Source organism: Spirillospora sp. NPDC049024 (assembly GCF_040649235.1).
GTDB lineage: Bacteria > Actinomycetota > Actinomycetes > Streptosporangiales > Streptosporangiaceae > Spirillospora.
This window is the reverse complement of sequence record NZ_JBEZFD010000002.1, coordinates 369,022-387,585: the sequence shown is the minus strand read 5'-3', so window position 1 is coordinate 387,585 and position 18,564 is coordinate 369,022. Positions and strand designations below refer to the sequence as shown.

Below are 18,564 nucleotides of genomic sequence, written 5' to 3'. Positions count from 1 at the left end.
GCCTCCTCGCGAAACATTACCGGCCGCCCGGCGGCACGCCCCAGCCTGTCGATCATGCGCACGTATCGGGATCTCTTCCGCACGCCGGAGTACACGCCGCTCTTCGCGGCGTTCACGGTCCAGGTGTCCGCCCAGACGGTCAGCGGCCTGGCGCTCGGCACGCTGGTGTTCGACTCGACCCGGTCGCCGCTGCTGGCGGCGCTGAGCATGTTCGGCGGCTCGTTCGCCCAGCTGGCCGGCGCGCTGACGCTGCTCTCGGCCGCCGACCGCCTGCCGCCGAGGGCGGCGCTCGCGTGCATGGCCCTGCTCTTCGGTACGGGGACGGCGGTCCTGGCGGTTCCCGGCCTCCCGCTCGCGGCGCTGTTCGCCGTCGTCCTGGGCCTCGGCATGGTCGCCTCGCTGAGCAGCGGCGTCCGCCACAGCCTGATGAGCCAGATCCTGCCGAGGGAGGGCCAGCTCCTCGGCCGCTCCGTCCTGAACATGTCGGTGGGGACGACGCAGATCTGCGGCTTCGCCGTCGGCGGCGTCCTCGTCGTCGCGTTCTCTCCCCGGGGGACCCTGCTCACCGGTGCCGCGCTCTACCTGCTCACCGCCGTCGTGGCGCTCGCCGGGCTGAGCCGCCGCCCGCCCCGGGCCGCCGGGCGTCCGAGCCCGTCGGAGACCTGGCGCACCAACGTGCGGCTGCTCTCCTCGGCGCCGCGCCGCCACACCTACCTCGCGATGTGGGTGCCGAACGGCCTGATCGTCGGTTGCGAGGCCCTCTTCGTCTCCTACTCCCCGGACCACGCCGGCCTCCTGCTCGCCGCGGCCGCCGTCGGCATGCTGATCGGGGACACCGTCGCGGGCCGCTTCGTCCCGGTGGGCCTGCGCGAGCGCCTCGGCCCGGGCCTGCGGCTGTTGCTGGCCGTCCCCTACCTGCTGTTCGCCTTCGACCCGCCGCTCCCGCTCGCGGCCGCGGCCGCCCTGCTGGCCTCCGTCGGCTTCGCGGCGACCCTTCTCCTGCAGGACCGCCTCATGGCGCTGACGCCGGACCACCTGCACGGGCACGCTCTCGGCCTGCAGGGGTCCGGCATGGTCACCATGCAGGGCATAGGCGCGGCAGTGGCGGGCGGCGCCGCCCAGGCGACCTCGCCCGCGATCGCCATAGCGATCATGGCCGCCGCCTCCGTGGCCGTCACTCTCGCCCTGGCGCCCGGGCTCCGTCCCCTCCCCGAACTCCGGCCCGCGAGCTGAGCGGCGGCGCCGGCCTGCACGGAGTCTCCACACGATCCGCACACGGCGGACGCCACCGGCGCGGCGGGGCGGCGTCCAATGAGGCATGCGCGTGAAGATGATCCTCCCGGCCCTGACCGAGGCGACGTCGCCGTTCTTCCGCCCGATCAAGTACTCGCTGTTCCCGCCGCTCGGGCTGGCCACGCTCGCCGCCTACCTCGACCCGGACGACGAGGTGACGCTGACCGACGAGCACGTCCAGAAGGTCGACACCTCCGACGAGCCCGACCTCGTGGTGATCCAGGTCTACATCACCTCGGCGCGGCGCGCCTACGAGCTGGCCGACCTCTACCGCGCCCGGGGCGCGCACGTCTGCCTGGGCGGGCTGCACGTCACCTCGCTCCCGGACGAGGCGGCCCGGCACGCCGACACGGTCTTCTGCGGGCCGGGCGAGGACATCTGGCCCCGCTTCCTCGCCGACCTGCGCGCCGGGCGCCCGGCGGCCCGCTACGACTCCGCCGAGCGGACGCTCGCCGGGCTGCCGCCGGTCCGCCGCGACCTCATCGCCCGCGAGCGCTACCTGGTCCCGAACTCGATCGTGGTGTCGCGCGGCTGCCCGCACGTGTGCGACTTCTGCTACAAGGAGGCGTTCTTCGAGGGCGGCAAGTCGTTCTACACCCAGACGGTCGACGCCGCGCTCGCCGAGATCGACCGGCTGCCGGGGCGGCACCTGTACTTTCTCGACGACCACCTGTTCGGCAACGCCCGGTTCGCGTCCGCGCTGTTCGACGGCATGCGCGGGATGGGGCGGCTCTGGCAGGCGGCGGGGACGGTGAAGGCGGTGCTGAACCCCGGGCTCCTGGAGAAGGCCGTCGAGTCCGGGCTGCGGAGCCTGTTCGTCGGCTTCGAGACCGTCAACGCCGGCAACCTCACCGAGCAGCGCAAATGGCAGAACATCGACCGCGACTACGGCGCGGTGGTCCGCCGCCTGCACGACAACGGCGTGATGGTCAACGGAAGCTTCGTGTTCGGGATGGACGAGGACGACCCGGCGGTGTTCGACCGCACCGTCGAGTGGGCGGTCGGCCAGGGCATCGAGACCGCGACCTTCCACATCCTGACCCCCTATCCGGGCACTCGCCTCTATGACCGCATGGCCAAGGCCGACCGGCTCCTTCATTCCGACTGGGACCGGTACGACACCCGTACGGTCGTCTTCAAGCCCGCCAAGATGACCGCCCGCCAACTGGAGGACGGTTACTGGCGCGCCTACCGCGACTTCTACCGGTGGGGCTCGATCCTGCGCGGCGCCGCGACCAAGCCGACCCTGCGCGGCAAGGCCAGGCACGCCGCCTACGCCGGGGGCTGGAAGAAGTTCGAGCCCGCCTGGGACCTGGTCATCCGCGCGAAGCGGGCGGGGCGCGCGCTGCCGCTGCTGGAGGCCGTCCTGTCCGGCTTCGGCGGCCGTCCGGCCCGCTCCGGGCCTCACCGCGAACCGGAGCGGGCATCCGTATCCTGATCACTTCCGGCGCCGGTGCGCCGCTCGGTGCCCGCGCAGCGTAGGCGACCGCTTTGCAGGTTTCCTACAACTGGAGCGGCGCAGCGTGCGTTGTCGGCGGCATGGCGCCGCCGCCCTCTGGGCGGAAAGGTGAACAGTGTCCGGGTGCGCCGTGTCCCGGCGCCGCAATCGTCTAACAGGAGGGCTCGGTCGGGTGTTCAGTCGTGTCGCCATCGTGAACCGGGGTGAGGCCGCCATGCGCCTCATCCACGCCGTACGGGACATCGCCGCGGAGAGCGGGACGCGGATCGAGACCGTCGCCCTGTACACCGATGTCGACCGGACGGCCACCTTCGTCCGCGAGGCGGACCTGGCCTACGACCTCGGGCCCGCGTCGGCCCGGCCGTACCTGGACCTGGAGGTCCTGGAGCGCGCGCTGGTGGAGACCGGCGCCGACGCCGCGTGGGTCGGGTGGGGCTTCGTCGCCGAGGATCCGGCGTTCGCGGAGCTGTGCGAGCGGATCGGGGTCGCCTTCGTCGGGCCGAGCCCGGAGGCCATGCGCCGGCTCGGCGACAAGATCGGCGCGAAGCTGATCGCCGAGGAGGTCGGCGTGCCGGTCGCGCCGTGGAGCCGCGGCGCGGTCGAGTCCCTGGACGACGCGCTCGCGGCGGCGGCGAAGATCGGCTACCCGCTGATGCTGAAGGCGACCGCGGGCGGCGGCGGGCGCGGCATCCGCGTCATCACGAGCGAGGCCGAGCTGGCGGACGCCTACGAGCGCACCAGCCAGGAGGCGGCGCGGGCGTTCGGCAGCGGCGTCGTGTTCCTGGAGCGCCTGGTCACCGGCGCCCGGCACGTCGAGGTGCAGGTGATCGCCGACGGCGAGACGGCGTGGGCGCTGGGCGTGCGCGACTGCTCGGTGCAGCGCCGCAACCAGAAGATCATCGAGGAGTCGGCGTCGCCGGTGCTCGGCGCCGAGCAGACCGCCGAGCTGAAGGCGTCGGCCGAGCGGCTCGCCGTCGCGGTCGGATACCGGGGCGCGGCGACCGTCGAGTTCCTCTACCACCCCGGCGACCGCATGTTCGCGTTCCTCGAGGTCAACACCCGCCTGCAGGTCGAGCACCCGATCACCGAGTCCACCACCGGGTTCGACCTGGTCAAGGCGCAGCTGCACGTGGCCTCCGGCGGCCGGCTCGAAGGCGCGCCGCCGGTGGAGCGCGGGCACGCGATCGAGGCCCGGCTGAACGCCGAGGACCCCGACCGCGACTTCGCCCCCTCGCCGGGCCGCATCGCCCGGCTGGACCTGCCCGCCGGGCCGGGCGTCCGGGTGGACACCGGCGTCAGCGAGGGCGACGCGATCCCCGCCGACTTCGACTCGATGATCGCCAAGATCATCGCCTATGGCCGCGACCGCGACGAGGCGCTCGGCCGGCTGCGCCGCGCGATGACCGAGACCACGGTCATCATCGAGGGCGGCGCGACGAACAAGAGCTTCGTGCTGGACCTGCTCGACCGGCCCGAGGTGGTCGAGGCGAGCGCGGACACCGGCTGGATCGACCGCGTCCGCGCCGAGGGCGGGCTCGTCTCGCACCGGCACTCCGCCGTCGCGCTCGCGGCCGCCGCCATCGAGGCCTACGAGGAGGCGGAGGGCGCCGAGCGGCGGCGGCTGCTGTCGACGGCGTCCGGCGGGCGCCCCCAGGCGCGGCACGAGAGCGGCCGGCCGCTGGACCTCAAGCTGCGCGGCGCGACCTACCGGGTGCGCGTGGCCCGCACCGGCGCGGACCGGTTCCGCGTCGCCGTCGAGGCGGGCGCCGACGTCCGCACCGCCGACGTCGAACTCGAACGCTTCGACCGGCACCTCGGCCAGATCACCGTCAACGGCGTCCGGTACCGCCTGCTCACCGGCACCCACGGGCCGATCCACTTCGTCGAGGTGGACGGCGTGGCGCACCGGGTCAGCCGGGACGAGGGCGGCGTCGTCCGCTCGCCCGCGCCCGCGCTCGTCGTCGCCACCCCGCTGGAGGTCGGCGCCGAGGTCGAGGCGGGCGCGCCGGTGCTGGTGCTGGAGAGCATGAAGATGGAGACGGTGCTGCGGGCGCCGTTCAAGGCGCGGCTGAAGGAGTGCGTCGTCTCCGTCGGCAGCCAGGTGGAGACCGGCGCGCCGCTGCTGCGCCTGGAGCCGCTCGCCGACGAGGCCGAGGCCGCCGACACCGCGGCGGCGGGCGCCGCCCCGCTGGACCTGCCCGCCGCGCCCGGGGCCGCCCCGGCGCGGGACCGCACCCGGCGCGGCCTGGAGGACCTGCGCGGCCTGCTGCTCGGTTTCGACGTCGACCCGCACGACGAGCGCCGCGCCCTGGACGACTACCTCGCCGCGCGCCGGGCCGCCGCCGCGGACGGCCACCGGCCGGTGGCCGAGGAGATCGCCCTCTTCGACGTGTTCGCCGACCTCGCCGAGCTGGGCCGCGACCGGCCGGCGGGCGGGGACGGCACCGACGGCGGCCACGTGCACAGCGCCCGCGAGTACTTCCACACCTACCTGCAGAGCCTCGACGTCGAGCGGGCCGGGCTGCCCGAGGCGTTCCAGGCCAAGCTCGCCAAGGCGCTCGGCCACTACGGCGTCACCGACCTGGACCGCACCCCCGAGCTCGAGGCGGCGGTGTTCCGGATCTTCCTCGCGCAGCAGCGCACGTCCGCCGACGCCTCGGCGGTCGCCGCGCTGCTCCGCGAGTGGCTGGGCGAGCCCCCGCCGGAGGACGCGCTGCGCGAGTCCGCGGGCCTCGCGCTGGAGCGGCTGATCGCCGCGACGCAGGTCCGGTTCCCGGTGGTCTACGACCTCGCGTGCGGCGTGGTGTTCGCCTGGTTCGCCCAGCCGCTGCTGCGCCGCAACCGCGCCGCGGTCTACGCCCGCGTCCGCCGGAACCTGCGGCACCTGGACGAGCACCCGGACGCGCCGGAGCGCGACGAGCTCATCGCCGAGATGGTGCGCAGCACCGAACCGCTGGTGCGGGTGCTCGGCCAGCGGCTCGTGCGCGGCAACCGGAACAACGCCGTGATGCTGGAGGTGCTCACCCGGCGGTACTACGGCAACAAGGGCCTCACCGGCGTCCGCACCAGGGAGGCCGGCGGCTGCGAGTTCGTGGTCGCCGAGCGCGCCGGCTCGCGCCTGGCCTCCTCCGCGGTGAGCTTCGACTCCCTCGGCGCGGCGCTGCGCGGGCTCGCGGAGCTGGCGGACGGCGGCGAGGACGTGGACGCCGACGTCTACCTGTCCTGGGAGCGGCAGCCGGAGGACCACGACGCGATGGCGGCCGCGCTCCAGGAGGTCGTCAACGCGCACCCGCTGCCGCCGCGGGTCCGGCGGCTGACCACCACCGTCGCGGGCAGCAGCGGCGCCGTGATGCACCACCACTTCACGTTCCGCCCGGCCGGGGGCGGCGGCACGGATGAGCGGAGCGATCCGGGGGGTGTGGGGGGTCGTCCCCCCACAGGCGGCACGGATGAGCGGAGCGATCCGGGGGGTGTGGGGGGTCGTCCCCCCGCAGGGGGCATGGTGGAGGAGCGGCTGATCCGCGGCCTGCACCCGTTCATCGCGCAGCGGATGCAGATGGAGCGGCTGCACAAGTTCGACCTCACCCGGCTGCCGTCCTCGGACGAGGAGGTCTACCTCTTCCAGTGCGTGGCGCGCGACAACCCGTCCGACGACCGGCTCGTCGCGTTCGCGCAGGTGCGCGACCTCACGGCGCTGCGCGACGGCGACGGCAGGCTGCGCTCGCTGCCGACGGCCGAGTTCACCCTCGCCACCTGCCTGGACTCGATCCGCCGGGCGCAGGCGCGGCGGCCGACGAAGAAGCGGTTCCCCACCAACCGCATCGTGATCTACGTCTGGCCGGTGAGCGACCTCACCCGCGCGGAGCTGCAGCGGATCGCCAACCGCATGCTGCCGACGGCCGCGGGCGCCGGGCTGGAGGAGGTCCTGCTCATCGCGCGGCAGCGCGACCCGCGGACGGGCGAGCCGATGAAGGTCGCCGTCAGGATCTCCTTCGACGCCACCGGCGGCACCCGGCTCACCGTCGGCGCGCCTTCGGACGAGCCGGTCGAGCCGCTCGACGGCTACCGGCAGAAGGTGCTCCGCGCGAGCAGCCGCAACACCGTGTACCCGTACGAGCTGACCGGCCTGCTCGGCGACTTCGTCGAGCACGACCTCGACGACGGCAACGTCCTCGTGCCGGTCGACCGGCCGAAGGGGCGCAACACCGCGGCGCTCGTCGCGGGCGTGGTCACCAAGCGGACCCGGCGGCACCCGCAGGGCGTCACCCGGGTCGTGCTGCTCGGCGACCCGACGAAGTCGCTCGGCGCGCTGTCGGAACCGGAGTGCCGCCGAGTGATCGCCGCGCTGGACCTGGCCGAGCGGATGCGGGTGCCGCTGGAGTGGTACGCGCTGTCCTCGGGCGCCCGGATCTCCATGGAGTCGGGCACGGAGAACATGGACTGGGTGGCGGCGGCGCTCAAGCGGATCGTCGAGTTCACCCAGGACGGCGGCGAGATCAACGTCGTCGTCGCGGGCATCAACGTCGGCGCCCAGCCGTACTGGAACGCCGAGGCGACGATGCTCATGCACACCAAGGGCGTGCTCGTCATGACGCCGGACTCGGCGATGGTGCTCACCGGCAAGCAGGCGCTCGACTTCTCCGGCGGCGTGTCGGCCGAGGACAACTTCGGCATCGGCGGCTACGACCGGGTGATGGGCCCGAACGGGCAGGCGCAGTACTGGGCGCCGAACCTCATCGCCGCGCGGGACGTCCTGATGTCGCACTACGACCACACCTACGTCGCGCCCGGGGAGCCCGGACCGCGCCGCGCCGGCACGAGCGACCCCCTCGACCGCGACGTCTCCGCCTTCCCGCACGTCCTGGAGGGCAGCGACTTCACCACCGTCGGCGAGATCTTCTCCGCCGAGGCGAACCCGGACCGCAAGAAGCCGTTCGACATCCGGACCGTGATGCGGGCGCTCTCCGACCAGGACCACCCGGTGCTGGAGCGCTGGGCGGGCATGGCCGACGCCGAGACCGCGGTTGTGCAGGACGTGCACCTCGGCGGCATGCCGGTGTGCCTGCTCGGCATCGAGTCGCAGTCGGTGCCGCGGCGCGGCTTCCCGCCCACCGACGGCCCGGACGCCTACACCGCCGGCACGCTGTTCCCGAAGTCGTCCAAGAAGGCGGCGCGGGCGATCAACGCGGCCAGCGGCAACCGGCCGCTGGTGGTGCTGGCGAACCTGTCGGGCTTCGACGGCTCGCCGGAGTCGATGCGCCAGCTCCAGCTGGAGTACGGCGCCGAGATCGGCCGCGCGATCGTCAACTTCCGCGGGCCCATCGTGTTCTGCGTGATCTCCCGGTACCACGGCGGCGCGTTCGTGGTGTTCTCCAAGGCGCTGAACCCGAACATGACCGTGCTCGCGCTGGAGGGCTCGTTCGCGTCGGTGCTCGGCGGCGCGCCGGCCGCCGCGGCGGTGTTCGCCGCCGACGTCAACGCCCGGACCGCCGCCGACCCGCGGGTGCGGGAGCTGGAGACCCGCGTCGCGGCCTCCACCGGCCCCGCCCGCGCCACGCTGACCGCGGAGCTGGACGAGCTGCGCGCGTCGGTCCGCACGGAGAAGCTCGGCGAGGTGGCGGCGGAGTTCGACCGCGTGCACGACATCCGGCGCGCGGTCGAGGTCGGCTCCGTCGACGCCGTCATCGGCGCCGCGGAGATGCGTCCGCGGATCATCGAGGCCATCGAGGCCCGCCTGGGGTGACGCGGGGGCGCGGGGGCCGACCGGCTCCCGCGCCGCCGGCGGTTCCGGGGCGACGGTGGTTCCGGGTCGGGGACGCCGGGGCCGCTAGAAGACCCAGCCGTTGGCGTACGCCTCTTCGAGCGCCTGCTCGGCCTCGCGGGTGTCCAACATCTCCAGACCGCGCACCGCCCAGAACCGCAGCGAATCGTCCTGGCTTTCGAGCTGGCCGCGGAACACCTCCAGGGCCTCCGGCGACCGGGCCTCGGCGATCAGTTCGAGCAGCCAGCAGCGCAGGCCGGGGTCGTCGCGCTCCGCCGCGAACTCCGCGATCAGCTCGCCCACGTAGGCGTCGGCGTGCTCGCGCAGGAAGTCGAAGGCGTCCTCCCGGACCCGCGGCTCCTTCGTCCGCATGAGCTGCATGGCCTGATCGAAACGCCGCCGCGACATGGCCCCGACCCTACGGCCGACCCCCGACAGTCGGCCACCGGCAACCCACCACCGGCGAACGGCCACCGCCGGGCCGGGCACGCCCGCCGGACGGGGCACGGTCCGTCCGGCGGGCGGCGTCCAGCGGCGGGAGCGGTCAGCCGAAGTTCACATCGCTGCAGATGTAGTACGACTGGTCCATGTGCGACGCCTGCCAGATCGTGTAGACGACGTGGCGTCCGCTGCGGCCGGGGGCGCTCACATCGGCGACCACGTAGTTGTTGCTCGGCGCGTACCGGCCGGTCTCCCGGACGAGTTCCAGGTCGCTCCACCGCAACGGCCGGGTCAGCGGGTCGTACCCCTGGCGGGTGACGTAGACGCGGATGTAGTCGGCGCCGTGGCTCGCCTGGTCGTACAGGTTGATCGTGAAGGTGGTGCCGATGTCCGTGGTCGTCCACGGGCCGACGGCGTCCATGGACCGGTACCGCCCGCCCTCGGTCTGGCCGCCGCTGCACAGCTGCCCGTCGGGGATCGCCGCCTGGACGCGCCTCGGTCCGCGGTCACCCGCGCCATGAAAGCTTTCACGCAGCCGCGGGCGAGCGCCGCGTCAGCGGATGCCCTTCCAGAGGTCGGACAGGAGGGCCGACAGGTTCTGGACCGTGTCGCGGCCGTGCCGCTCGGCGAGGGCCTGCTCGTGGGCGCGGGCCAGCGCCTCCAGCCGCTCCAGCTTGGCGCGGCCCAGGTCGGAGACGCGCACCGACACCCGGCGGCGGTCGCGGCTGGAGTGGGACCGGTAGAGGCAGGCGGAGTCGACCAGGGCGTCCACGAGCCGGGTCAGGGTGGGGTGCGGGATCTCGACGATGACCGCGAGCTCGCCCATCGAGACGTCCTCGGCCTCGGCCAGGGCGCGCAGCACCCGCCACTGCTCGACCGTCGCGCCCTCCTCCTGCTCTAGACGGGCGCCCAGGTCGCGGGCCAGACTGCGCTGGGTGCGTGTGAGGATGTCGACGAGATCGCTCGCCGCCGTACGCGCCACCGCGTCGTGCTGCTCGGCCACCAAGTCGCCTCCCTTGCCGGTCACCCGTAGCGGATAGCATAGATGACCTGGTCATGAAGGGTTCGGCGGTGATGCGTTCGGTGGTGCGGGACAGCACGGAAGTGCTGGTCGCCGGCCCTGATCCCGCCGTGCTGCGGCTGGGGCTGCTGCTGCCGCTGTCGGGGCCGCTCGGGCTGACCGGGCCGTCCGGGCTGAGCGCCGCGTGCCTGGCCGCGACCGAGGTCAACGCCTCCGGCGGGGCGGCGGGACGCGCCGTCGAGCTGGTGCCGGTGGACGCCGGACGCTCGCCGGGAGCGGTGGCGGGCGAGGCGCGGTTCCTCGCCGACGCCGGGCTCGTCCAGGCGTTCGTCGGGTTCCACACGAGCGACGTGCACCGGGGCCTGGAGGCGGCGCTCGCCGGGCGGGCGCCGTACGTGTTCACGCCGCCGCACGAGGGCGGGGCGCGGCGGGAGGGCGTCGTCCTGCTCGGCGATTCGCCGGAGCGGCAGCTCGGCACCGCCCTCGACTGGCTGAGCTCGCGGCTGCGGCTGCGGCGGTGGGCGCTGGTGGGCAGCGACTACATCTGGCCGCGCTCGGTGCACCGGGCGGGAGCGCGGCTGGTCCGGGCGGCCGGCGGCGAGGTGGTCCTCGACCGGCTCGTGCCCTTCCCCTGGGCGCCCGGCGACGAGCCGGAGGCGCGCTTCGAGGAGATCGTGGACGCGCTGGCTCGCACGGGCGCGGAGGCGATCCTGCTCAGCCTGGTCGGCCGCGACCTCGTCGTGTTCAACCGGGTGTTCGCCGCCTCGCGGCTGTCGGCCCGGGTCGTCCGGCTGTCGGGGGCCCTGGAGGAGAACGTCCTGCTCGCCTCCGGCGGCGACGACACCGGGGAGCTGTACTCGGCGATGCGGTCGTTCGCGGGGCAGGGCGACGAGCGGCAGATCGCACTGGCCGAGCGGTACCGTTCGGCGTTCGGCGAGGTGGCGCCCGTCCTCGACGTCTACGCGGAGGGCTGCTACGACGGCGTCCACCTGCTGGCCGCACTGGCCGCCGCGGGGATGCTGGGCGTGCGGAACGGGAGGGCCGCCTCGGCGCGGCTGCTGGCGGGCGCCGACCCCGTCGCCCGGCACGCGTGGGCGGCCGCGCCGCTCGGGCCGCCGCGGCCGGAACGCTATCTGGCCAGGGCCGACGGCCTGGATCTCACCGTGGTCACGCGCCTCTAATCTTTACCAGACGAAACCTTTCCATTTGAAAAGATTACCTCTAGGCTCCGCTGAGCGGGATCCACCCGCGTCCGCGCGGTCAGAGGAGGAAGCATGGCCGTCGACTCGGCGCAGCCCGAGGGCATCGAGCGCTACGGGTACACCCAGGAGCTGCGACGCTCCCTCACGTTCAAGGACCTGGTGGTCTACGGACTGATCTTCATGGTGCCGATCGCGCCGTTCGGCATCTTCGGCAGCGTCTTCCAGGGGTCGGGCGGCATGGTCGCGCTCGCCTACGCGATCGGGATGCTGGCCATGCTGTTCACCGCCGGCTCCTACGCGCAGATGTCGCGGGCGTTCCCGATGGCCGGGTCGGTCTACACCTACGCCGGGCGGGGCATCACGGCGCCGGTCGGGTTCCTGTCCGGCTGGATGATCCTGCTCGACTACGTGCTGGTGCCGTCCCTGCTGTACCTGATCGCCAGCGTGGCGATGAACTCGCTCGTGCCGGGCGTCCCGGTGTGGCTCTGGCTCATCGCGTTCGTCGTGCTCAACACGGTCGTCAACTTCTTCGGCATCGAGATGACCGCGCGGATCAACCGGATCATGCTGGTCGCCGAGCTGGTCATCCTGGCGATCTTCCTGGTGGTGGGCCTGGTGGCGCTCGCCCAGGGCAAGGGCCACGGCGGGGGGAGCCTCACCCCGATCTACAACGGCGGGACGTTCTCGTGGGGGCTGGTGTTCGGCGCCGTGTCGATCGCCGTGCTGAGCTTCCTCGGCTTCGACGGCATCTCCACGCTGGCCGAGGAGAACCGCGAGTCCGCCCGCGCCATCGGACGGTCGATGGTCGCCGCGCTGCTGCTGGTCGGCGTCCTGTTCATCGTGCAGACCTGGGTCGCCTCGCTGCTGGTCACCGACCCGGACAAGCTGATCAAGGAAGGGGACGCGGACGGCGTCGCCTTCTACGACGCCGCGCGGGTCGCCGGCGGCGCGTGGCTCGCCAAGCTGACCGCCCTCGCCACCGCGATCGCGTGGGGCTTCGCCAACTCGCTGGTGGCGCAGGCCGCGACGTCCCGGCTGCTGTACGCGATGGCGCGAGACCGGCAGCTGCCGAAGTTCCTCGCCAAGGTGCACCCCCGGCGGAAGGTCCCGGTCAACGCGACGCTCGTGGTCGCGGCCGTGTCGCTGGGCCTCGGCCTCTACATGGAGCAGCGCGAGGACGGCATCACGCTGCTCAGCTCGCTCGTCAACTTCGGCGCCATGACCGCGTTCCTGGTGCTGCACGTCTCGGTCGTCGTCCACTACGTCGTCCGGTCGGGCAGCCGGGACTGGTGGCGCCACCTGATCGCACCGGCGATCGGCTTCGGCATCCTCGGCTACGTGGTGGTCAACGCGAAGGTCGCCGCGCAGGAGCTGGGCTTCCTGTGGCTCGGCATCGGAGTGGTGCTGCTGGTCGGTCTGCTGCTCATGAAGCGCCGCCCGGCGCTGGCCGGCATCGAAGAGGAGGACGAGAAGTGACGTTCGACGTGGTCTCCATGGGGGACGCCGAGCCCGGCTTCGCGTTCGGCGGGCGGGAGGCGGCGCTCACCGTCGCGCCCGGCACCGTCGTGGAGCTGACGACCGAGGACTGCTTCGGCGGCGCGGTCCGCGGGGTGGACGACCTGCCGAGCCAGGTGTGCGCCTTCCCCTACCTCAACCCCGTCACCGGCCCCATCGCGGTGGCGGGCGCCGAGCCCGGGGACGCGGTGGCGGTGCACTTCGTGGACATCCGCCCCGCCCGCGACTGGGCGGTCTCGTCCACCTTCCCGCACTTCGGTGCACTGACCGCGACGCACACGACGGCGATGCTGCACCCGGCCCTGCCGGAGCGGGTGTGGATGTACGACGTGGACGCCGAACGCGGGATCTGCCGCTTCCGGGCCCGCGCGAGCGACCTGGAGATCGAGCTGCCGCTCGACCCCATGCACGGCACCGTGGGCGTGGCCCCGGCCGCGAACGAGGTGATCATGAGCATCACCCCGGGGGCGCACGGCGGCAACATGGACACCCCGGAGATGCGCGCGGGCACCACGGCGTACTTCCCGGTCAACGTCCCGGGCGGCATGATCTCGATCGGCGACGGCCACTGCCGCCAGGGCGAGGGCGAGGTCTGCGGCACCGCCGTGGAGGCGGCCATGAACACCGTCGTGGTCGTGGACCTGGTCAAGGGCGCGGCGCCCGCGTGGCCGCGCCTGGAGGACGACCTCCACCTGATGTCGACCGGCTCGGCCCGCCCGCTGGAGGACGCGTTCCGGATCAGCCAGCACGACCTGGTCACCTGGACGTCCTCGCTCCTCGGCCTGGACGAACTGGACGCCTACCAGCTCGTCAGCCAGGCGGGGCTCGCCCCGGCCGGCAACGTCGTCGACACCAACTACACGATGCTCGCGAAGCTCCCCAAGACCGCTCTGCCGGGCGTCTCCGCCTACGACGGGATCCACGCGCGCCTGCGTGAGACCGCCGAGCGCTACCTGTCCCAGCGCTGACCCGCTCAGGGCCAGCCTCCCCGATCGTCACTCTCCGTGTTCATATAATCCCCGTGCGTTGCGACGTCCAGGGACGGAGCGCGGTCGCGCTCCACGGGGAGGGTGTGCGTCTTGAGGATGAGCAGGAAAGTGGCGGGCGTGGCCGTGGGGGCGGCCGCCGCCGCGATCGTGGCCGCGGGATGGCCGGTCGGAGCCTCCGCGGGCGGCCAGTGGAAGCTGGTCGCCCGGGAGCGGTTCGACCGGCCGCTGCGCGTCGACGGCGCGCCGTGGCGGCTGGACCCGCAGGGGCCGCGCAGCCCGTGGCACGTCGACGCGTTCGACGACGACGGGGAGGCGTGGAGGAGGCTCAGCGGGCCGCTGTTCGAGCGGCAGATGAAGACCCTCAACGTGTTCCGCAAGCGCGTCGCCTTCGGGGAGCGGGGGTGGCTGACGGCGGAGGTCGCCGCCGTCGACAAGGACCGCGACGGGCGCCCCGACTCCCGGCCCGGCCTGTCGGCCGTGTCGCTGCCGGGCGGGCAGACCGCCGGGCGGATCTCCGAGCCGAGCTGGGACGCGGGGGTCCTGATCCGGCCGACCCGCCCGCTGCCCCGGTACTACCGGGTGGAGATGACGCTGCGCGGCATCCAGTTCGGCGGCAAGCGAAACGGCACGTTCGACTATGACGGCAGGCACAACGGCTACACCATGGAGCCGTGCAAGACCCGGTACCCCTGGACGTTCCAGGGCGCCCTGCCCGGCAGGTCGCGGTGCCAGTACCCGGACGTGACGCGGGAGAACGGGTTCTACTACCTGACGATCCTCGACTACGCGACCCCGGCGCCGCACGGCAACCCGGGCATCCACTTCCGGCGCAAGGTCATCATGGACGGCTACTACAGCGACGACGCCCGCTGGAAGAACGCCGCGACCTGCAACCCGAGGACCCGGAAGATGTACCGGACGTTCGAGGGCACCTTCAACGGCGTCAACGCGCTGTTCCCGCGCGGCGACCTGTTCCGCGAGACCGCGAACAACAACATCAGCAACGAGTACTACGCCAAGACCGCCTGCGGAGAGGCGTCCATGGACCGGCGGTACGGGCCGGGCGGCCGGTTCGAGGGGCACCTGACCAGCGCCGAGCTGCGGCCGGAACTGCTGCCGAAGGCCGCCTACCGGTTCGCCATCGAGCGCGACCGGACCGGGTACACGCTGGAGATGAGCGGCCCGTTCCTGCACACCGGGCAGACCACGCTGCGCGTCCACCACGACTTCGTGGAGAACGGGCGCCCGATCTGGCACTACAACCAGACGCCCGGCGAGTACGACGGCCGGTTCGACCGCAGGCTCGTCCACAAGGGCCCGGCCGGGACGTACACGACCGAGCACAGCTGGCCGAAGGGCTCGGCCTACCCCGACTCCTTCATCATCGGCGACCCGCACCTGAACTACTACGAGGGTGAGGCGTTCGTCGACGACATCCGCCTCTACGTCCCCAGAGACCAGGGATGACCCGCGCCGGCGGGGTGCGTTCCGCCGTCAGCGGGACGCGCCCCGCCGGCGGTCAGCGGGGTCGGCGGTGAACGGCGTCAGTGGTCAGCAGCGCCCGATCCAGGAGCACTCCAGCTGCGGGGAGTTCCCGGAGACGCGGAACGTCCGGACGGCGGCGGGGTCTCCCCCGGCCAGCCGGACCGCGATCCTGTCCTCGATGTCCTTGGGCGCGGCGCCCTGGTAGCCGTTCAGCACGACCGAGAAGACGAGCCGCCGCCCGGACGGGTCGGTGACGTAGCCCGACAGCGCGGAGGCGCCGGTCAGCGTGCCGGTCTTGGCGTGCACGTTGCCCACGGCGAGGGTGCCCTGCATTCGCGACCGCAGCGTGCCGCCTTCGAGGCGGTCCGGGTCACCGGCGACCGGCAGAGCCCGGTACCAGGCGGGGAACCAGGGCGCGCTCTGCGCCTTCTTCAGGATGGTGCTGACGTCCTGCGCGGTGGTGCGGTTCTCGCGCGACAGCCCGGAGCCGTCGGCCATTTCCAGCCGTCCGGTGGGGACGCCCTGGCCGCGCGCGTACCTCTCGACCACCGGCAGCCCCGCCTCCCAGCTCCCCATGCCCGCCTTCTCCCGGCCGATGGCCTTGACCAGGGTCTCGGCGACCATGTTGTTGCTGAGCTTGAGGAACGGCACCATCAGCCGCGACAGCGGCATCGAGGAGCGGACCGCGAGCGCGGCGGCGCCCCTCGGCGTCCTGCCGCGCTCGGTGACGCCCTCGACCTCGACGCCGTGGGCCTGGAGCGCGCTCCGGAACACGTCCGCCGCGTACAGGGTGGGATTGTCGACCGTCCGCAGGGTCGTGTAGGGCGCGGCGCCCGCCGGGTACGAGCCGCTCACCACGATGGTGTCGCTGCCGACGGCCCGGTTCACCGCCAGCGTGGACGGCGACCCCGGCGCGCCGGTGACCGCCTTGTTGTCGATCTTGACGGTGCGGGTGGCCGGGGACAGCCCCGCCTCGACCGGGTCGCCCTCGGCGCCGCCCGGCCGCACCGACACCTCGACCGACCCGGCGTCGAAGTCGGCGTTGGGCGCGACGGTCAGCGCGGACGTCTGCGCGGCGTAGTAGTACTGCAGGTCCGTCGGGTCCCAGTGGGAGGGCGTGCGGACGGCGTCGAACCAGGTGTCGTCCGCGACCAGGTCGCCCTCGACGCGCCGGACGCCCCGCGCCGCCACCTGGGCGGCGAGCCGGTCGTAGTCGGCGGCCCGCGTCGTCGGGTCGCCGGTCCCCCTGAGGTAGAGGTCGCCCCTGACCGTCGAGCCGGACACTCCACGGGCGTACACGCCGGTGCGGAACCGGTACCCGGGGCCGAGCAGCGACAGCGCCGCGCCCGACGTGTAGAGCTTCATGTTCGAGGCGGGCATCACCTGCGCCGTCGCGCCGCGCGAGTAGCGGACGGCGCCCGTCCGGGCGTCCCGCACCACCGCGCCGACGGTCGCGCCTTCGAGGCGGCCGTCGGCGAGTATGGCGTCGAGGTCCTTGCCCAGGTCGGTTTTGGCGGCACCCGTCTTGGCGGCGGCCATGGCCGCGGGGTGCGCGGCGGGAGCGGCGAGCAGGGACGCCCCGGTAAGCAGGACGGACGTGATTCGCACCAATGGTCCACGCATGAGGTGTGAGCGTAGGACAACGACCGGACCACGGCAGCGGAATGACACGATCGTGATCAAGTCCTTGCGCGGACCGGGCCGTTCACCACATCGCGTCGAGCAGTTCCGCGACCGCGTCGGCGTCCGGCGGCCGGGGATTGGGGTAGGGGTCGGCCGCCACCCGCTCGGCCATCTCGCGGAGCCGTTCGCGGGGGACGCCCAGAGCGGACAGCCGCGTCGGACCCCGGTGCGCCCGGGCCAGCGCGGCGACGACGGCGACCGGGTCCGGCCCGGCCACCCGGGCGAGCCGGGCCGAGGCGGCGGGCGCCGACGGCAGGTTGAACGCCATGACGTGCGCGAGCAGCATCGTGTGCAGTTCGGCGTGCGGGAGACCGAACGCGCCGCCGAGGACGTGCGCGAGCTGGTGGTGCAGCCCCATCCGGGTCTGCGCCAGGCAGATCCCGGCCAGCCACGCGGCCGACTGGAGGCGCGCGCGCCCCTCCATTCCGGTCGGGTCGTCCAGCACCTCGGGCAGCGCGCCCAGGATGCCGGCGGCGGCCTCGGTCGCCAGCGCGTCGGTGACCATCGTGGCGTCCGGCGCCCACAGGGCCTCGACGGCGTGGGCGAGCGCGTTCATCGCGCTGGTCCGGGTCAGGCCGGACGGCATGCCCAGGGTGAGGAGCGGGTCGTAGACGACCGTGCCGGGAGCCAGGCCGGGAGCGCGGCGCGTGGTCTTCACGCCGTCCTCGGTCTCGCCCAGCACGGGCGTCATCTCGGAGCCCGCGTAGGTGGTGGGCACCGCGACCTGCGGGATCCCCGTCCGCGCCGACACCGCCTTGGCGAGCCCGATCGCGGAGCCGCCGCCGACCGCGACGACGCAGTCCGCGCCCGCGGCGTCCTCCATGGCGCGCGCCGTCACGGCGACCGGGGTGTGCTGCGCCGGGCGGTCGAAGCGCGCCGCGAGCCGATCCCCGAGCGCCCCGGCGATCCGGTCGGCGGGCCCGGCGGCGGACGGCGCCGCGACCAGCAGCACCCTCTCCGCCCCGATCCGCGCGGCCTCGTCCGCGACGAGATCGCTCGCCCCCGGCCCGACCAGGACGCGTACGGGCAGCGTCTCGTGGACGGCGACCTCGTCCGCGCTGCTCATGACGACCGGCCCGACATAAGGATCATGTGCACTCTCCTGTACGGCGCTGCGAGCTTCTATACCGCGTGACCTCTCTCTTACTCAGCGCCACGGCCCTCGCATACGACACGCACCCTCCCGCGGCGCCGGTGCGGCGCCAGGGCCGGTCAGGCCTCGTCCGCGTGCTCGGCGATCCGGCGGAGCAGGTCCACGAGACGGTCCCGGTCGTCGCCGTCCAGGTGGCCGAAGAGCCGTTCGCCCACGTCGGCGCCCGCGCGCCGGGCGCTCTCCAGCGTCCGCGTCCCGTCAGGGGTCAGGCTGATCGAATGGGCCCGGCGGTCCTGCGGGGCGCGCTCGCGCCGGACCAGGCCGCCGTCCTCCAGCTCGTCGACGATGCGCACCATCGTGGACTTGTCGATGCCGGTGAGGTCGATGAGGCGCCGCTGGCTGGACGGCCCGTACATCTCCAGCGCCAGCAGCATGCTGAACTCGCGCACGTCGATCCCCAGCCGGCCCAGCTCGCCGTTCATGCTCGCCCGGCTCCGGTTGTGCGCGGAGGCCAGCAGCATGCCGAGCCCCACGTGGCGGACGGCGGGGTCGCCGTCCTCGGACAGGAGCCGTTCGAGCAGGTCGTCGAGCATGGCCCCAGTTTAGGGGCCTCTGATATAGT

At 73.4% G+C, this 18,564-nt stretch carries 13 protein-coding genes; 7 read left to right on the top strand and 6 right to left on the bottom strand.

The window, feature by feature from the left end; genetic code table 11:
- Window positions 1–54: 54 nt before the first annotated feature.
- The 3 genes from AB0C21_RS04600 (at window position 55) to AB0C21_RS04590 (ending at window position 8,495) form a co-directional block, all read left to right on the top strand.
- Window positions 55–1,233: an MFS transporter gene (locus AB0C21_RS04600; RefSeq protein ID WP_500202677.1), complete on the top strand. Its 1,179-nt coding sequence runs from the start codon at window positions 55–57 to the stop codon at window positions 1,231–1,233.
- An 85-nt stretch (window positions 1,234–1,318) separates the two neighbouring features.
- Entirely contained in the window at window positions 1,319–2,731 is a 1,413-nt protein-coding gene (locus tag AB0C21_RS04595) for a B12-binding domain-containing radical SAM protein (RefSeq protein WP_500202676.1), read from the top strand.
- Window positions 2,732–2,924: 193 nt separating this feature from the next.
- Window positions 2,925–8,495: an ATP-binding protein gene (locus tag AB0C21_RS04590; RefSeq protein ID WP_500202675.1), complete on the top strand. Its 5,571-nt coding sequence runs from the start codon at window positions 2,925–2,927 to the stop codon at window positions 8,493–8,495.
- Window positions 8,496–8,579: 84 nt separating this feature from the next.
- Here the strand turns inward: AB0C21_RS04590 and AB0C21_RS04585 are convergent, their stop codons facing one another.
- The 3 genes from AB0C21_RS04585 to AB0C21_RS04575 all read right to left on the bottom strand — a co-directional run bounded on the left by AB0C21_RS04585 (window position 8,580) and on the right by AB0C21_RS04575 (window position 9,981).
- Complete coding sequence (locus AB0C21_RS04585; protein WP_500202674.1) at window positions 8,580–8,921, bottom strand: HEAT repeat domain-containing protein; 342 nt, start codon at window positions 8,919–8,921, stop codon at window positions 8,580–8,582.
- A gap of 136 nt (window positions 8,922–9,057) precedes the next feature.
- Complete coding sequence (locus AB0C21_RS04580; RefSeq protein WP_500202862.1) at window positions 9,058–9,489, bottom strand: lytic polysaccharide monooxygenase; 432 nt, start codon at window positions 9,487–9,489, stop codon at window positions 9,058–9,060.
- Between the two features lie 18 nt (window positions 9,490–9,507).
- Window positions 9,508–9,981, bottom strand: a complete 474-nt coding sequence (locus AB0C21_RS04575; RefSeq protein WP_353817652.1) for a MarR family transcriptional regulator — start codon at window positions 9,979–9,981, stop codon at window positions 9,508–9,510.
- 47 nt (window positions 9,982–10,028) lie between these two features.
- On the opposite strand from AB0C21_RS04575, the gene AB0C21_RS04570 reads away from it, so the two are divergent.
- The 4 genes from AB0C21_RS04570 to AB0C21_RS04555 all read left to right on the top strand — a co-directional run bounded on the left by AB0C21_RS04570 (window position 10,029) and on the right by AB0C21_RS04555 (window position 15,148).
- Window positions 10,029–11,156, top strand: a complete 1,128-nt coding sequence (locus AB0C21_RS04570; RefSeq protein ID WP_500202673.1) for a substrate-binding domain-containing protein — start codon at window positions 10,029–10,031, stop codon at window positions 11,154–11,156.
- A gap of 93 nt (window positions 11,157–11,249) precedes the next feature.
- A complete protein-coding gene (locus AB0C21_RS04565; RefSeq protein WP_500202672.1) occupies window positions 11,250–12,653 on the top strand; it encodes an APC family permease in 1,404 nt (467 codons plus the stop codon).
- Window positions 12,650–13,660, top strand: coding sequence for an acetamidase/formamidase family protein (locus AB0C21_RS04560; RefSeq protein ID WP_500202671.1), 1,011 nt, complete (start codon window positions 12,650–12,652; stop codon window positions 13,658–13,660). The genes AB0C21_RS04565 and AB0C21_RS04560 overlap by 4 nt, the downstream gene beginning before the upstream one ends.
- A 117-nt stretch (window positions 13,661–13,777) precedes the next feature.
- Window positions 13,778–15,148, top strand: a complete 1,371-nt coding sequence (locus tag AB0C21_RS04555; RefSeq protein WP_500202670.1) for a hypothetical protein — start codon at window positions 13,778–13,780, stop codon at window positions 15,146–15,148.
- Window positions 15,149–15,232: 84 nt separating this feature from the next.
- Here AB0C21_RS04555 and dacB read toward each other — a convergent pair whose 3' ends face one another.
- From dacB to AB0C21_RS04540, 3 genes are all read right to left on the bottom strand, one after another.
- Window positions 15,233–16,774 carry a D-alanyl-D-alanine carboxypeptidase/D-alanyl-D-alanine endopeptidase gene (dacB, locus tag AB0C21_RS04550; RefSeq protein WP_500202669.1) on the bottom strand — a complete coding sequence of 514 codons (1,542 nt, stop codon included), beginning with the start codon at window positions 16,772–16,774 and terminating at the stop codon, window positions 15,233–15,235.
- A 97-nt stretch (window positions 16,775–16,871) separates the two neighbouring features.
- Window positions 16,872–17,915 carry a maleylacetate reductase gene (locus AB0C21_RS04545; RefSeq protein ID WP_500202668.1) on the bottom strand — a complete coding sequence of 348 codons (1,044 nt, stop codon included), beginning with the start codon at window positions 17,913–17,915 and terminating at the stop codon, window positions 16,872–16,874.
- Between the two features lie 146 nt (window positions 17,916–18,061).
- The gene (locus AB0C21_RS04540) at window positions 18,062–18,535 is read right to left on the bottom strand and encodes a MarR family winged helix-turn-helix transcriptional regulator (protein WP_500202667.1); all 474 of its coding nucleotides are present in this window, start codon (window positions 18,533–18,535) and stop codon (window positions 18,062–18,064) included.
- Window positions 18,536–18,564 lie beyond the last annotated feature (29 nt).

Coding starts and splice junctions, on each gene's coding strand:
- AB0C21_RS04600 (WP_500202677.1), top strand. CDS start 55: ATGCGCACGTATCGGGATCTCTTCCGCACGCCGGAGTACACGCCGCTC.
- AB0C21_RS04595 (WP_500202676.1), top strand. CDS start 1,319: ATGCGCGTGAAGATGATCCTCCCGGCCCTGACCGAGGCGACGTCGCCG.
- AB0C21_RS04585 (WP_500202674.1), bottom strand. CDS start 8,921: ATGTCGCGGCGGCGTTTCGATCAGGCCATGCAGCTCATGCGGACGAAG.
- AB0C21_RS04570 (WP_500202673.1), top strand. CDS start 10,029: ATGCGTTCGGTGGTGCGGGACAGCACGGAAGTGCTGGTCGCCGGCCCT.
- AB0C21_RS04565 (WP_500202672.1), top strand. CDS start 11,250: ATGGCCGTCGACTCGGCGCAGCCCGAGGGCATCGAGCGCTACGGGTAC.
- AB0C21_RS04555 (WP_500202670.1), top strand. CDS start 13,778: ATGAGCAGGAAAGTGGCGGGCGTGGCCGTGGGGGCGGCCGCCGCCGCG.
- AB0C21_RS04545 (WP_500202668.1), bottom strand. CDS start 17,915: ATGAGCAGCGCGGACGAGGTCGCCGTCCACGAGACGCTGCCCGTACGC.
- AB0C21_RS04540 (WP_500202667.1), bottom strand. CDS start 18,535: ATGCTCGACGACCTGCTCGAACGGCTCCTGTCCGAGGACGGCGACCCC.